This window comes from Streptomyces sp. NPDC102437, assembly GCF_044765565.1.
Taxonomy (GTDB): Bacteria; Actinomycetota; Actinomycetes; order Streptomycetales; family Streptomycetaceae; genus Streptomyces.
In genome coordinates this window covers 25,401-39,759 of the sequence record NZ_JBIWKI010000049.1, presented here as the reverse complement: position 1 = coordinate 39,759, position 14,359 = coordinate 25,401, and the positions used below count along the sequence as shown (strand labels likewise).

Annotated in this window: 14 protein-coding genes and 1 tRNA gene; 5 read left to right on the top strand and 10 right to left on the bottom strand. The window is 70.3% G+C overall.

Annotated features, from left to right (window positions below; translation table 11 throughout):
• Positions 1-52: 52 nt before the first annotated feature.
• Positions 53-124 (bottom strand) — tRNA-Val (locus ACIRJP_RS36145).
• A 210-nt stretch (positions 125-334) separates the two neighbouring features.
• On the opposite strand from ACIRJP_RS36145, the gene ACIRJP_RS36140 reads away from it, so the two are divergent.
• The 4 genes from ACIRJP_RS36140 to ACIRJP_RS36125 all read left to right on the top strand — a co-directional run bounded on the left by ACIRJP_RS36140 (position 335) and on the right by ACIRJP_RS36125 (position 3,607).
• Positions 335-1,099, top strand: a complete 765-nt coding sequence (locus tag ACIRJP_RS36140) for a hypothetical protein (protein ID WP_404183830.1) — start codon at positions 335-337, stop codon at positions 1,097-1,099.
• Positions 1,100-1,170: 71 nt separating this feature from the next.
• Positions 1,171-2,538: a hypothetical protein gene (locus tag ACIRJP_RS36135; RefSeq protein WP_404183827.1), complete on the top strand. Its 1,368-nt coding sequence runs from the start codon at positions 1,171-1,173 to the stop codon at positions 2,536-2,538.
• Between the two features lie 190 nt (positions 2,539-2,728).
• Positions 2,729-3,319 (top strand): DUF4383 domain-containing protein, encoded by a 591-nt coding sequence (locus ACIRJP_RS36130; RefSeq protein WP_404183824.1) that lies wholly within the window; start codon positions 2,729-2,731, stop codon positions 3,317-3,319.
• A 51-nt stretch (positions 3,320-3,370) separates the two neighbouring features.
• Positions 3,371-3,607 (top strand): zinc ribbon domain-containing protein, encoded by a 237-nt coding sequence (locus ACIRJP_RS36125; protein ID WP_404183821.1) that lies wholly within the window; start codon positions 3,371-3,373, stop codon positions 3,605-3,607.
• 27 nt (positions 3,608-3,634) lie between these two features.
• Here the strand turns inward: ACIRJP_RS36125 and ACIRJP_RS36120 are convergent, their stop codons facing one another.
• The 4 genes from ACIRJP_RS36120 to ACIRJP_RS36105 all read right to left on the bottom strand — a co-directional run bounded on the left by ACIRJP_RS36120 (position 3,635) and on the right by ACIRJP_RS36105 (position 9,001).
• Positions 3,635-4,294: an O-methyltransferase gene (locus tag ACIRJP_RS36120; protein ID WP_404183818.1), complete on the bottom strand. Its 660-nt coding sequence runs from the start codon at positions 4,292-4,294 to the stop codon at positions 3,635-3,637.
• Between the two features lie 47 nt (positions 4,295-4,341).
• The gene (locus ACIRJP_RS36115) at positions 4,342-5,244 is read right to left on the bottom strand and encodes an HAD family hydrolase (protein WP_404183816.1); all 903 of its coding nucleotides are present in this window, start codon (positions 5,242-5,244) and stop codon (positions 4,342-4,344) included.
• The gene (locus ACIRJP_RS36110) at positions 5,241-7,733 is read right to left on the bottom strand and encodes a phosphoribosyltransferase (RefSeq protein ID WP_404183813.1); all 2,493 of its coding nucleotides are present in this window, start codon (positions 7,731-7,733) and stop codon (positions 5,241-5,243) included. Before ACIRJP_RS36110 ends, ACIRJP_RS36115 begins: the two co-directional genes overlap by 4 nt.
• Before the next feature lie 104 nt (positions 7,734-7,837).
• A complete protein-coding gene (locus ACIRJP_RS36105; protein ID WP_404183810.1) occupies positions 7,838-9,001 on the bottom strand; it encodes an HpcH/HpaI aldolase/citrate lyase family protein in 1,164 nt (387 codons plus the stop codon).
• A gap of 220 nt (positions 9,002-9,221) precedes the next feature.
• Here ACIRJP_RS36105 and ACIRJP_RS36100 point away from each other — a divergent pair, with 220 nt between their 5' ends.
• Positions 9,222-10,094: a TerD family protein gene (locus ACIRJP_RS36100; protein WP_404183807.1), complete on the top strand. Its 873-nt coding sequence runs from the start codon at positions 9,222-9,224 to the stop codon at positions 10,092-10,094.
• A 74-nt stretch (positions 10,095-10,168) separates the two neighbouring features.
• Here ACIRJP_RS36100 and ACIRJP_RS36095 read toward each other — a convergent pair whose 3' ends face one another.
• From ACIRJP_RS36095 to ACIRJP_RS36075, 5 genes are all read right to left on the bottom strand, one after another.
• Positions 10,169-10,903 (bottom strand): Tellurium resistance, encoded by a 735-nt coding sequence (locus ACIRJP_RS36095; protein ID WP_404183804.1) that lies wholly within the window; start codon positions 10,901-10,903, stop codon positions 10,169-10,171.
• Positions 10,904-11,074: 171 nt separating this feature from the next.
• A complete protein-coding gene (locus ACIRJP_RS36090; protein WP_404183801.1) occupies positions 11,075-12,217 on the bottom strand; it encodes a DUF475 domain-containing protein in 1,143 nt (380 codons plus the stop codon).
• Positions 12,218-12,287: 70 nt separating this feature from the next.
• Positions 12,288-12,863 (bottom strand): TerD family protein, encoded by a 576-nt coding sequence (locus ACIRJP_RS36085; protein WP_266733268.1) that lies wholly within the window; start codon positions 12,861-12,863, stop codon positions 12,288-12,290.
• A gap of 172 nt (positions 12,864-13,035) precedes the next feature.
• A complete protein-coding gene (locus ACIRJP_RS36080) occupies positions 13,036-13,611 on the bottom strand; it encodes a TerD family protein (protein ID WP_037696943.1) in 576 nt (191 codons plus the stop codon).
• A 146-nt stretch (positions 13,612-13,757) separates the two neighbouring features.
• On the bottom strand, positions 13,758-14,216 hold the full coding sequence (locus ACIRJP_RS36075; protein WP_266733266.1) for a peroxiredoxin: 459 nt from the start codon (positions 14,214-14,216) through the stop codon (positions 13,758-13,760).
• Positions 14,217-14,359: the final 143 nt, after the last annotated feature.

The window sequence follows — 14,359 nt, the reverse complement described above, 5'->3', positions numbered from 1 at the left end:
GCTCACGTGAACCGGAGGGCCCGATCAGGCTCTCACCTGCGGTTTCCTACTGTGGGCGCGGACGGTTTCGAACCGCCGACATCTGCTTTGTAAGAGCAGCGCTCTACCCCTGAGCTACGCACCCGTGGATGAAGCAACAGCGTACATGGACTACGGCCCGTGGTCACAAACGCTTCCCGGCAGCAGCGAACAGGAAGCCCCTCGACGTGCGGGGGCGGGGGTTATCCCCACCCCCGCACGGTGGCCGTCCGGATTCTGGTGGGGGCGGGGGCGTACGTACGGTGAGGGTCGCAGTATCGGAGCGTTCGCCGTACGACCTGGGGGAAAGATCATCGTGGCAGTCCGTACCCGCACACTCATCGCGTCCGGTGGCGCCGTGCTCATGGCTCTCGTTCTGTCCGGTTGTGGCAGTACGGATGTCGGCGACGCGCCGGCCGAGCACAAGTCGTTCGCGTTGAGCGGGAAGACGCTGACCATCCGTTCCGGGCAGTCCTCGCTGGAACTCGTGCCGGCCGATGTGCAGAAGGTCGAGGTGACCCGCCGGGTCGACGGCTGGGTCATGTTCGGGGACGGGCCCGACCCCCGGTGGGAGATGCGGGACGACACCCTCACGCTCGGGGTGAAGTGCGATGCGCTGATCAGTGACTGTGCCGCGGAGCATCAGGTGAAGGTGCCGCGCGGGGTGGCGGTGGTCGTGGAGGGCAACGACGGGAAGATCGTCGCCTCCGGGTTCCGTACGCCGCTCACGCTCACCGCCGACAACGGCAAGGTGACCGTCCGGGACTCCACCGGGCCGCTCGAGCTGGCCAGCGACAACGGTGCCATCGTCGCCGAGGGGATCAGGGCCGGGTCCGTGTCGGCGCGGTCGGACAACGGCAGCATCCGGCTGGGGTTCAGCGCCGTGCCGGATCTCGTGGACACCGTGAGCGACAACGGGGCGATCACCATCGGTCTTCCGGGCGGCTTGGTGAAGTACGCGGTGGACGCCGCCGCCGACAACGGGCGCACCTCGGTGGACGTGCCGCGCGGCAAGGGCAGCGCTCATGTGGTGAAGGCCCGGAGCGACAACGGCGAAGTCACCGTCCGAAGCGTGAACTAACCGGCCCGTGTGTTCGTCCTTACCTGGTGGGAGAATGTACCGGGCAGGGCGAAACGGCACGGGAGAGGGATGTGACGGCGACACACGCGCAGCCACGGGCGAGAGCGGGTGGGGTTTCCGCCGTCAGGGACGTCTTCGTGCTGATGCTGTTGCCGGTGCCGCTGCTCGCCGCCGCGTTGCCGGCCGCCTTCGCGGGTGGCGGTACGAGGCGCTGGTTCGGCGGGCGCGGGGAGAGTCAGCGCGCCGAGGCGCAGGCCGCGAAGGACGCCGCCGCCTCGGCCTTCTACGAGCTGGACACGGCCCAGCGCGATCTGCGGATCTCCATCGAGACGATCACCGCCGTGGACAGCTCGCCCGCCGCGCGCAAGGCCGTGGACGACTTCGGCGCTCTTGGGCGGCGGATCGACGAGGTCAGCCACACATACATCACGGCAGTCGACGCGCACGACCTGGACCGGGACGATCTGGAGCACTCGGTCGCCTCCCGCGCGCGGGCCGAGCTGACCACGGCCAAGGACGAGCTGGTACGGGTCAAGGCCGAGCTGGACCGGTTCGCGCAGGGGCTCGGTCCGCTGCTGGGCAGTGCGGAGACGCAGCTCGCGCGGCTCGCGCCCGCCGTGGAGCGGGCCCGGCAGGCTCTGCTGGGAGCGAGCAACGCTCTCGACGCGGTGCGCGCGTCCGGGCTGCGGGCGGATGATCTCGCCGCCCGGCTGGCGGCTCTCGCCCCCGAGCTGACCAAGCTCAACCAGGGCGCCGGCCGGCACGGCGTCGCGGAGACCCTGCAGCGGGCCGATCGGGTGCTGCGCGATGCCGAAGCGGTACGGGCCGAGGCGGCCAAGCTGCCCGAGCGGGCCGCGGAGATCGACCACCGGCTGGTGTCGTTGCGTACGCGCGCCCAGGCGTTGACGACCCGGGCGGGGTCGGTGGAGCCGGTGCTGAGCGAGTTGCGGCGGCGGTTCTCGGCGGCGTGCTGGCAGGACCTCCAGCCCGTTCCCGAGCAGGCGGCCGTCAATGTGCGGCAGGCCGAGGAGAAGCTGAAGGAGGCCGCCCAGGCGCGGGACGAGCAGCGGTGGGCCGATGCGACGTCCCGGCTGAGCACGGTCCGCGCCTTGCTGAACGCGACGGACGAGGCGGTGTCCGCGGCCGGTGACCGGCTGCACCAGCTGGACGGCGTGGCCAAGGATCCGCAGCAGGAGATCCAGCGGACCAGGTTCGCGGTCCGCGACGCGCAGCGCCTGGCCATGGACGGCCGGAGCACGCCCGATCCGCGCCATGCCCGGCCGCTGGACGATGCCGTGGCCCGGCTGGACCGCGCCGTCGCCGGGCTCGACGGGCGTCACCCCGACTACTGGCACTTCCTGACCGAGACCGACGCGGTGCGGCGGACGGCCGCGCGGGTGGTCTCCGAGATCCGTGAGGAGCGCGGGGCGGGCGCCTGAGCGGTGCCGGCCCCTCCGAGCCGAGCCGGTCGAGCAGTGCCGGCTGCGCGGTGCGGCCTGCGGGGCGCAGCAGCCGAGCCGAGCCGGCTGCGCGGTGCAGGCCGCCCAGCCGCGCTTGTCGTGGGGCTCTGGTGTGCGGTGACAACGCCTTGGGCGGATCCTGGTAGTACGCCCGAAGGAGACGACCGACATGGCCACCCACGTGCTGCACACCACGGGGCAACGGGCCCCCCGCCAACGCAAGGTCACCCGGCTCGACCAGCATCTGCCGGTCGATCACCGGCTCAGCCGCGTCTACCGGGTCGGAGCGGGGCTGATGGGGCTGGTGCTGCTCGCCTTCGGTGTCCTGGGGCTGATCAACAAGATCGGCTTCTTCAACACCGGCGGAGCCACCGTCGCGGGCCTCAACACCAACGGCGCGCTCAGCGTCCTGTCCATCTGCGTCGGCCTGCTCCTGTTCATCGGGATGGTGATCGGCGGCAACTTCGCCTCGACGCTCAACATGATTCTGGGCATCGCCTTCATCCTCAGCGGCTTCGTCAATCTCGCGCTGCTGGAGACCGACTACAACTTCCTCGCGTTCCACCTCCAGAACGTGCTGTTCAGCTTTGTGGTCGGCCTGATGCTGATGGTCTTCGGGATGTACGGGCGGGTCAGCGGCGGCCTGCCGCACGACAACCCGTACTGGCGGGCACGTCACCCCGAGGAGGCCGAACGGGAAATGCAGGTGAGCCGGAGGGCGACCACGCCGCCGATGCCGGTCGTCCGGCGCACCCCCTGAGCCTGCCCCCTGAGCTGCCCCTGAGCCCGCGGTCGCGGTTAGCCTGGGGCCATGCCTCGTTACGAATTCCGCTGCCGCTCCTGCGGAGACACGTTCGAACTCAGCCGCCCGATGGCCCAGTCCTCCGACCCGGCCTCCTGCCCAGCCGGGCACGCCGACACCGTGAAGCTGCTCTCCACCGTGGCCGTCGGCGGGTCGTCCGCCAAGTCCGCTCCCGCCGCCCCGTCGGCCGGTGGCGGGGGCGGCGGTGGCGGTGGCGGGTGCTGCGGTGGGGGCTGCTGCGGCTGAGCGCGGCGGGATGCGCCGGGCGGGCTGCTAACGCTTGCGGGAGAGGGTCAGGCCGTCGGACACGGTCAGCAGCACGCTGTCCATCCGCTGATCGGCGGCCACGTGTTCGTTGAACTCCTTGATCGCCGCCGCCGCGCCGGTCGCGTCCGGGTCGGTCACCGCGCCGTGGAAGAGCACGTTGTCCGTGACGATCAGGCCGCCCTGCCGCATCCGGGGCACCAGCTCCTCCCAGTACGGGATGTAGTTGCCCTTGTCCGCGTCCAGGTAGGCGAGATCGATGTGCGGCTCGGCCGGCATCGCCCGCAGGGTGTCGAGCGCGGGGGCGATACGGAGCTCGATCCGGTCCGCGACGCCCGCCTTCTCCCAGGCCTCCCGGCCGTAGGCGGTCCACTCCTCCGAGATGTCGCAGGCGATCAGCCTGCCGTCGGCGGGCAGGGCCTGCGCCATCGACAGGGCGGAGAACCCGGTGAACGTCCCGACCTCCACGATGTGCCGGGCCCCGGTCAGCCGGACGAGGAAGGCGAGCAGCGGCCCCTGTTCCTCGGCCGACTGCATGCCGGCGTGCTCGGGCAGGCGTGCGTACGTGGTCTCGACGAGCTCGCGCTGCACCGGGCCGAGCGGTGGGTTGTGCGCAAGCATGTACGCGTACAGCTCGTCCGTGATCCTGGTTTCGTTGCCCTTGGCCATCCTGCGCTCCTCGCAGCGTCGATCGGCCGGTGCGCGTGCGCCCGGTGTCAGGACGATCTTGCCTCGTCGGCGGCCCGGAACTCGTCAGCGCCCCGGAGCTCCTCGGCCGCCCGGAGGAAGTGCCGGAGGATCTCCTCGCCCGCCGCCACCCCTCGCTCGGCCGTCACCTCCGTGTGCGGGGCGCTCCAGCCGGTGTCCGCCAGTTCGCCGTGGGCCGGGCGCCAGGCGCGGTCGGCGGCGAGGAGCAGGTCGGCGTCCAGGAGGCTGTCGCCGGCGGCGAGGGTGAGCGTGGCGCCGGTGCGTCGGGCCACCTCGTTCATGGCGGCGCTCTTGGTGAGCGGGCCCGGAACGGCGTAGAGCTTGCGGCCCTGGAGGGAGATCGTCCAGCCGCGCGTCAGCGCCCACTCCCCCAGTTCCTTGACCCAGTCCTCGGGCAGCAGCGGGCGGTCCACCACGAGGTAGGCGAAGAGGTCCTCGGCGACCCGTTCCTTGAGCAGCCAGGCGGGGTCGGCCGCGGCCAGGAGGTGGGCGCGGACCTCGGCGAGGGGCGCGGAGTCCTCGGCGAGCCTGCGGGCCACCTGCCGCTGCCAGTGGGGGTCGGACTCGCCGTCGACGAGCAGGTGTCCGCCGTTGGCGCAGATCGCGAACCGGGATGCGGGACCGGGCAGATGGATGCGTCCGTACTGCTCGCGGGTGCGGGTGGTGGTCGGGACGAAGACCGTGGTGCGGGCCAGTTCGTCCAGCAGCGCCGCGGCCGTCTCCGTCAGGTAGGAGAGCGGCTTGTGGTCGTACACCTCCACGCAGAGCAGCTGGGGGGCCGCGGCGTCCGGCATGGCGAGCTGGAGCGCTGCCGTGGAGTAGATCAGGGTGCGGTCGAGGTCGCTGGCGACGAGCGTGACGGGGGCGCCGGCGTCGGCCGTCGCCGGGGGCGAAGGTGCGGGGGTGGTCACTTGGACTCCACCGCCTTGCCGTCCGCGCCCGTCGCGCCCCTGGTGTACTTCGGGTGGATCAGCCCGACGCAGCTGTACGGGAGTCCGTCGACCTCCTCCACCGGAACGCCCCGCTGCTCGGCCAGCAGACGGATGTGGTCGAGGTCCGCGCCCGCCCCTCGCCCGGCGAGGATCTTCCACGGGACGCGGCGCAGCAGTACGCGGGTCGTCTCGCCGACGCCCGGCTTGACGAGGTTCACGTCGTGGATGCCGTACTCCTCGCTGATGCGCTCCACGGCTGCCCAGCCCTCCCAGGTGGGCGCGCGATCGGCCGCGAGCAGCTCCTTGACCTCGGCGTCCACGGCGTCGACGACCTCGTCGAAGTGCGCGGCGACGGTGTCGAGGAAGTGGCCGGACACATCGGTGTCCGCGAGCTCACGGTAGAACTTCGCACCGTGGAAGTCCTCGGGGCCGACCAGGTCGGCGCGCAGGACGGTCCGCGAGATCAGCCCGGAGACGGTGGAGTTGAGGCAGGCGGACGGGATCAGGAAGTCCTCGCGAGTGCCGTAGGTACGGACACAGCCGCCCGGGTCGGCCAGCACCGCGATCTCCGGGTCGAACCCGTCGAACCCGTCGAGCGCCGCGGCCAGTTCGCGGGTGATCGCGCCCTTGCCGGTCCAGCCGTCGACGAAGACGACGTCCGCCGGGTCGTGGTGGGCGGCCAGCCAGCGCAGGGCGTTGGCGTCGATGCCGCGGCCCCGCACGATGGAGACGGCGTAGTGCGGCAGGTCGATGCCGTGCCGGTGCCTGGCCCAGCGGCGCATCAGTACGCCGACGGGCGTGCCGGCCCTGGCCAGCGAGACCAGGACCGGGCGGGGGCCGCGCTCGGCGAGGACCGTCTCGGTGACGGTGCCGACGGCGCGGGCGACCCGGGCGGCCGACAGCTCCAGTGCCGCTTTGAACAGCTCCTGGTACTCGGCGGACGGCTGGTACTCGACGGGCAGCGACTCGGCGTAGTGGGCGCCGCCGCTCTGTATCGCCTCCTCGCGCTCCTCCGTGGGCGCCTCCAGCTCGGTGTCCGAGAGGTCCTGGAGCAGCCAGCCGACCTCGTCGGGCGCGTAGGAGGAGAAGGCGGGGCCGCGGAGGGGCTCGGGCAGCACGGGGGGTTCCTGCCGTTCGGGGGCGCGCGGGTGGGGGCGCGACGGGACGTACGAGGGGACGACCGCGAGCAGGACGTGGTCGGTGTGCGCGGCGAGCTGCGCCAGCAGGCCGTCGGGGGCGTGCAGTTCGGGGGTGTCGGCGGCGGAGTCGACGGCGAGCACCACGGCGTCGAAACCGGCACCCGCGACGTTGTACGCGTACCGGTCGCCGGGCCCGTCGGCCGGGTTGTCGTGGGCCGGGAAGACCAGCCGGGTCCGTATCGCGTAGCCCGGGTCGTCCACGGCGAGGACGGGGGAACGCGTGGTGGTGGAGTAGCGCACCTCGGCGTCGGTGTGCTCCTCCAGGGCCGTGCCCAGCCGCAGGGGGGCGTACATCAGCTCCTCGAATCCGAGGACCAGTATGCGGCGCGCGTCGCCCAGGGCTCCGGCTATGCGGGCGGCCATGGCGGGGAGGGCTGGTTCCAGGGCGGCCCGGTGGGCGGGGGTGAAGCCGTGCCGTCCGCCGTCGGGCACACCGGCGGGCCACCGGAGGTCCACCCGGGTACAGGGCCCGAAGCCGGGGGCGGCGGGACCGGCCGCTCCGTGCGCCGTGGCACCCGCAGGCTCCGACTCGTGCGCGGCGACCAGCGCCTGGCCCTTCGCGAGCACGCCCTCCGGGAGGGTGACCGTGCCTGCGCCGCGCGCCACCAGGTCGACGCGGGCGCCGATCTCCGCGGCGAACCCGGCCAGCCGTCCCCGGTCGGCCGGCGACCTCATGTCCACCAGGGCGACGATGACGTAACGGCTCCGCGGATACCGCTCGTGCAGTGCGCGGATGGTGTTGAGCACGGTGTTGCCCGTGGAGAACTCGTCGTCCACCAGCACCAGCGGCGCGTCCGTGTTCGTGCCTGTCGGGCCGCGGTCGCCGGCCAGTAGTGCCGGGTCCTCCGGGAGCAGCAGGTGCGAGGTGGCGTGCGAGTGGGACTCCTCGAAGCCGCCCGCCCTCGCCACGCCCTCGACGGGGCGGCGGGTCGAGTGGAGGTACGGTGCCACGCCCAGCCCGTCGGCGACCGCGTGGCCGAGGCCGGTGGCCGTCTCCGCGTAGCCGAGCACGACGGCCCTGCGCGCCTCGGCGTCACCGAGAAGTTCGCGCACCCGCCGGCCGAGCTCGAATCCGGTGCCGTAGACCACTGAGGGCCTCTGCGGCACGTGCTTGCCGAGCACGTTCGACACGAGGAGGTGGGCCCGCTTGGGGTTGCGGCGCAGGGCGAGGCCCAGCAGGTCCTTCAGCTCTCGGTCGCCGTCGGGCCTCCCGTCGCCGACGAGTTCGACGCCCAGTCGCTCCGCCACCCAGCTGCCCGACCACACCACGTCCGCCGTCTCCTTCTCCTTGGCCGTCCTTGCCGGCTCTTGCGCTGCCCCTGCCGGCTCTCCCGCCGCCCTCGCCGGCTGCCCGTTCACTCCGCTTGCCCGCATCACTCCGCGAGGCCCGCGGCCAGCAGTTCCACGAAGCCGACGTCCTGCCTGGCCACGCCGAAGACGTCGGCCCGCAGCAGGGTCCGCTCGGCCCAGGCCCGGTGCGGCTTCACCTCGTTCATCTTGTTCGTGTACGCGGAGCGCATGACGCCCCCGCCGCCGCGCTCCGGCCGCAGGATGTCCTTCGCGTCGCTGTACTCCTCGTGGCTGACCACGGACAGCGCGTGCACGGGCGCGACGTGCGAGGGGTGGATGCAGGTCTTGCCGAGCAGGCCGTTGGCCCGGTCGAGCTCGATCTCGCGCAGCAGCCCGTCCAGGTCGTGCTCGATCAGCGCCGTGCGCAGCTCCTCGGCCCGGCCCTCCAGGAAGGGACTGCGGCGCAGCTGGGGCTTGAACATGCGCTCCTGGAGCCGGAAGTACTCCCATACCGGTCCGGTGATCGTGAAGCCGGTGCCGTCCGCCCGGCCCAGCACATTGACCACGTCGGCGATGACGGCGCCGACGATCTGGACGTCGTACGCCGTCATGTCGGGCGCCCTGCGCAGTCCGTACGCGGAGCAGAAGTCGGTGACGCCGAGCCGCAGCGCGAGCACCCGGTCGCGGTATTTGTCGACGGTGCGGGCTATTCCCTGGAGAGTTTCGCCCCGGGTCTCCAGATGCAGCAGTTCGGGCGATTCGAGAACGGGCATCGCGAACAGGCGCCGCCCGCATGCCTTTTCGGCGTCGGCAAGCGCTTCCATGAAGGGAACGCCACGCTCTTCATTGAACTTCGGAAGTACAAAACCAGACAACATGCGGACGGTGTCACCGAGGCGGTGCACCAGGTCGCCTATCTGGCCCGGCTCGCGGACCCGGATGAAGAGCAGCGGCACCTCGACGCTGCTCGCATCGAGATCGGCGAACTGCCTGACCAGGTTCTCCTCGGCACCGGCGACCTCGGAGTCGTCGATCGAATCCTCCAGGCACAGCACCATCGAGACGACACCGCGCCCGGCCTGCTTGACGATGTCGTCAGCGAGCCCGGGACGGGTGGCGGGGCTGTACAGGGTCGCGCCCAGGGCAGCCGACAGCACGCGGGCCGACGAATCCGGACCGAACTCGCACGGCTCCTGGAAGAACAGACCCTCCCTCGTAGCGGGCGCAATATGCCCGAAATGACGCATGTAACTCCCCCGAACTGACCGACCGGCCCGAAAACGCATGGCCGGTAATAGTACGTACGGACGGGTGTCAACAGTTCCCCACGTGCATGAATTCCGGGTAACTCGTCCATTTCCCGATGGTTCGGAGCGCCTCGGACCGTGTGCTTCCGGCGCGCCCCGAAGACATCGGGTACGACCCCCGCGTTGTCCGCGTGGGCAGCCAGCAGGCAGGATGACGGGCATGACGCACGCGATGGTGAAAGGCTCGAACGTCCCTCTGGACGCCATGGCCGTACGGGCCGTGCTGTGCTGGACCCCGGGCGCCGGAGTTCCCGATGTGGACGCCTCGGCCCTGCTGCTCGGAGCCGGTGGCCGCGTGCGCTCGGACGAGGACTTCGTCTTCTACAACCAGCCCCGCCACCCCTCCGGCCTGGTACGACGGCTGCCGAAGCGCAGTCTCCCCGAGGGACTCACGGACACCATCGAGGCTGATCTGGGCGGGCTGGACGCCTCGGTCGAGCAGGTGGTCATCGCCGCGTCGTCCGACGGCGCCGCATTCGCTCAGGTGAGCGATCTACGCATCCTGCTGTACGACTCGGCGTCGGCCGGCGGGGAGCCGCTCGCGGTCTTCGACGTGCGGCCGGAGACCGGCGAGGAGACGGCGATCATCTGCGGCGAGCTCTACCGGCGCGGTGATGGCTGGAAATTCCGGGCCGTGGGGCAGGGCTATCCGACCGGTCTGGTCGGTCTGGCGACCGCCTTCGGCATCTCGGTCGACGAGACGGCGGCCGAACCGGCCCCGTCACCCGGACCGTCGCACGCGGCGGCCCCCTCGCCGGCGCCGGTGGCAGCGCCCGGGTTCCCGCCCGCGCCGCAGTTCCCTCCGGCAGCGCCCGACCCCGACGCACAGGCCACGGTCCAGCACCAGCAGCCCGCGTACGGCTATCCGCAGCCCGCGGCGGCCCAGCCCGCTCCCCAGCCCGCGTACGGGTACCCGCAGCCCGCCGCCGCCCGGCCGGCCCACGGCTATCCGCAGCCGGCCGCCGCCGCGGCACCCGCCCCGGACCCGAATTTCGTGCTTCCGCCGCAGGGACCGCAGTTCGTTCGGTCCTGAGTCGCAAGCGAAACAGGGGAAGCGGAACCGGAGGAGCAGGAGAAGAGGGGAAGCGGAAGCCGGGGCCGGTCCGCTCAGGTCCGGGACTTGTAGCCGCGTCCCCACTGCATCCCGAAGCCGTACAGCCGGTCCAGCTCCGACTGGAATCCGTAGACGAACCTCACCTCGCGCCGCACGATCAGCTCGTCCTTGATGTTCTCCATCGTGAACACGGCGCAGGAGCGGGCCTCGGGGGCGTGCTCGTCGAGCTCGATCTCGATCCGCGGGCCGTTGCCCGGGTAGAGCGTCACCTTGGCGTGCGTACGGTCGAAGGCCGGTGTCTGGTCGTAGATGTAGACGAAGAACAGCAGCCGTTTGATCTGGTCGCGCTGGTCGAGATTGACGTAGACGGTCTCACCCGACGGAGCCCCGAAGCGGTCGTCCCCGCTGAGCCGGATGTACGGCGGCCCGTTCAGATCGCCCATGAGGTTGCCCAGCGGCTGGACCACGCCCTTGGTGCCGTCCTTCAGCTCGTACATGCAGCCCAGGTCCAGGTCGACGTTGACCATGCCCTGGGTGTGCGCCTGGACCACATCCGGCTTGAAGAGCTTCATCGGCCGCAGCAGCCGCCCGCTCTGTCTGGACCGGCCCATGATGTCCGACGTGCGCATCTGCCAGGAGAGGTTGACCCGCAGATTGCCGGTCAGCGCCCCCTGCTTGGTGAGCGAGACCGTGGCGTGCCGACGGGACAGCACGATGGAGCTGCTCGCCGCGCTGCCCGACTCGAACAGTGCCTCCCGCCGCGGCCACAGGCCGTCCCAGAACGCCATCCCCAACCCCCATGCATCTCGGTAGAAAAGTGCCCCGGTCCCGTGGCCGCCCGCCCTCGCCGTGAGGCCCACAGCGCTGCGGGGCGGCCGCGGGGCCGGGTCCGGATGTCTCCGGAGAACCGTTGCCTCACGGACCGCCCCGCTTGAGAGCGTTCCTCAATCCCTACCGGGTCACACCCCGGACGGGACTTCCGCCTTGGAACCCTCGCCGTCGCCGCCTTCGGCCTCCAGCGCCTTGTTGCGCCGGACCGAGGACCAGAAGGACCAGGCGATCAGCACGACGCCGGTCAGGCCGGTGATGAGCTCGTTGATCTGGTACTGGATGGTGACGAGCAGAAGCACGGCCAGCGCGCCGATGGCGTAGTGGGCGCCGTGCTCCAGGTAGACGTAGTCGTCGAGCGTGCCCTGACGGACCAGGTAGACCGTGAGCGAACGGACGTACATGGCGCCGATACCGAGGCCGAGGGCCATCAGCACGATCTCGTTGGTGACGGCGAAGGCACCGATGACACCGTCGAACGAGAAGGACGCGTCGAGCACTTCCAGGTAGAGGAACATGAAGAACGCGGCCTTGCCGGCGAGCACGACGGAGGAAACCTTCTTGCCGCTCTGCCTGGCCTCTTCCTCGGCCTCGTGCTCGCGCTCTTCCTCCTCCTCCAGCTTGTTCTCGAAGAAGCCGGAGAGACCGCCGACGATGAGGTACGTGACCAGACCGGCGATACCGGCGAGCAGGACCGTCTCCGCCTTGTCCACGTGACCGCCACCGTGCTGGTGCGCGTTGGTCGCGACGGTCATGGAGGCGACCAGCAGCACGATCAGCGCGATGCAGACCGACAGCATGTCGACCTTGCCGAGCTTGGCGAGCGGACGCTCGATCCAGCGCAGCCACTGGATGTCACGGTCCTCGAAAATGAAGTCGAGGAAGATCATCAGCAGGAACATGCCACCGAACGCGGCGATCGCCGGGTGGGCGTCGGTGACGAGTTCCTGGTAGCGCTCGGGCTGGTTGAAGGAAAGGTCGATCGCCTCGATCGGACCCATCTTGGCTGTGATGGCCACGATCACGACGGGGAACACCAGCCGCATACCGAAGACCGCGATGAGCACACCGACCGTCAGGAAGATCTTCTGCCAGAAGGCATTCATCTTCTTCAGGATTCCGGCGTTGACCACCGCATTGTCGAAGGACAGCGAGATCTCCAGGACGGAAAGAATCGCGACGACCCCGAAGGCTTCCCACCCCCCGTAGATCCAAGCTGCGGCAAGGCCGAGCGCGGTGACCGCGAACGACCAGCCGAAGGTTTTCAGAAGCACTGGCTACCCCATCGTGTATGTAACGGGTCTCCCCCGAGATGTACGGGGCTCCCCCGCGCCGTGCGCGGCTTTACGAAACGTTGACCCCGAAGTCTAGAGCGATGCCGCGCAGCCCGGACGCGTACCCCTGTCCCACTGCGCGGAACTTCCACTCGCCGTTGTACCTGTAGAGCTCGCCGAAGATCATCGCGGTTTCCGTCGAGGCGTCCTCGCTGAGGTCGTAACGCGCGAGTTCCTGGCCGTCCGCCTGGTTCACCACGCGGATGAACGCATTGCTGACCTGGCCGAAGGTCTGGCCCCTGTTGTCGGCCTCATGGATCGAGACCGGAAAAACGATCTTGTCGCAGTGTGCCGGGACCTGGGTGAGATTCACGATTACCGATTCGTCGTCGCCCTCGCCCTCACCGGTGAGGTTGTCACCGGTGTGCTCGACGGAGCCGTCGGGGCTCGTGAGGTTGTTGTAGAACACGAACCATTCGTCGCCGAGCACCCGGCCCGACTGGCACAGCAGTGCGCTGGCGTCGAGGTCGAAGTCGGCGCCCGTGGTGGATCGTGCGTCCCAACCGAGCCCGACCAGCACCTGGGTGAGGTTGGGTGCGGCCTTGGAGAGGGAGACATTGCCTCCCTTGGCGAGCGTGACGCCCATGGTGTGTGTCCTCCCCGAGTCGATGAACCGTCTGCCGGGCCCGTCGGGCTGTCCGGGCCCCCGAGCCGTCTGTCGAGCGCGTCCGGCGCCGCACGAGGGTGCGACGCCGGACGGGGTACTGCGTGGGCGTGACCCGGGCCGCGCCTCGGCGGCACGGCCCGGTCGCGCCTTCTCAGACGTTGACGCCGAAGTCCTGCGCGATGCCGCGCAGCCCCGAGGCGTACCCCTGACCGATGGCACGGAACTTCCACTCCGCGCCGTTGCGGTACAGCTCGCCGAAGACCATGGCGGTCTCCGTCGAGGCGTCCTCGCTCAGGTCGTAGCGGGCCAGCTCGCTGTTGTCGGCCTGGTTGACCACGCGGATGTACGCGTTGCGCACCTGGCCGAAGCTCTGCTGCCGCGTCTCGGCCTCGTAGATCGAGACCGGGAAGACGATCTTGTCGACGTCGGCCGGGACACCGGCCAGGTTCACCTTGATGACCTCGTCGTCGCCCTCGCCCTCACCGGTGAGGTTGTCACCGGTGTGCTCGACGGAACCGTCGGGGCTCTTGAGGTTGTTGAAGAAGACGAAATTCCCGTCGCTGCCGACCTTGCCCTCGGCGTTCGTCAGCAGGGCGCTGGCGTCGAGGTCGAAGTCACCACCGGTGGTGGTGCGGGCGTCCCAGCCGAGACCGACGACGACCGCCGTCAGGTTGGGCGCGGCCTTGGTCAGCGAGACGTTGCCGCCCTTGCTGAGGCTGACTCCCACGAGTCCTCCCATTGGTTTCCTTGGGGGCCGGCAGGTGCCGGCGCCTCCACTTGCGTTGGCATCCGATCAACGACTGGATCCTAGTGACCGGTTCCCGGCGAAGCAGGGCTTTTCACCGGGTCGCATGCGGATCCGCCGATGCCGGGTCAGAGCGTGCCGAGCGCCTTGACGTAGTCGTTGAGGTCGCGGGCGTCGGGCAGACCGTTGACGACGGTCCAGCGCACCACACCCTCCTTGTCGATGATGAAGGTGCCGCGCACCGCGCAGCCCTTCTCCTCGTCGAAGACACCGTAGGCCCGCGAGGTCTCGCCGTGCGGCCAGAAGTCCGAGACCAGCGGGTATTCGAGGCCCTCCTGCTCGGCGAAGACGCGCAGGGTGTGGATGGAGTCGTTGGACACGGCGAGCAGCTGGGTGTCGTCGTTCTCGAACTTCGGCAGCTCGTCGCGGAGCGCGCAGAGCTCACCCGTGCAGACGCCCGTGAAGGCGAACGGGTAGAACAGCAGCACCACGTTCTTCTCGCCGCGGAAGTCGGAGAGCTTCACGGTCCGGCCGTGGTTGTCCTTCAGCTCGAAATCCGGGGCCTTGGTGCCGACCTCGATCGCCATGAGAAGCGTCCCTTCGCTACGTACACCGGGCTGGGCTGTCCGGGTGGCTCCCACCCTACGCAGAGCCCGCAGCGGGCCACGCAGCGCCCGCACGGGGCAAGCCGACCCCGCTCGCACGGGGCGACGCCGGCCCCGGCCGCGCG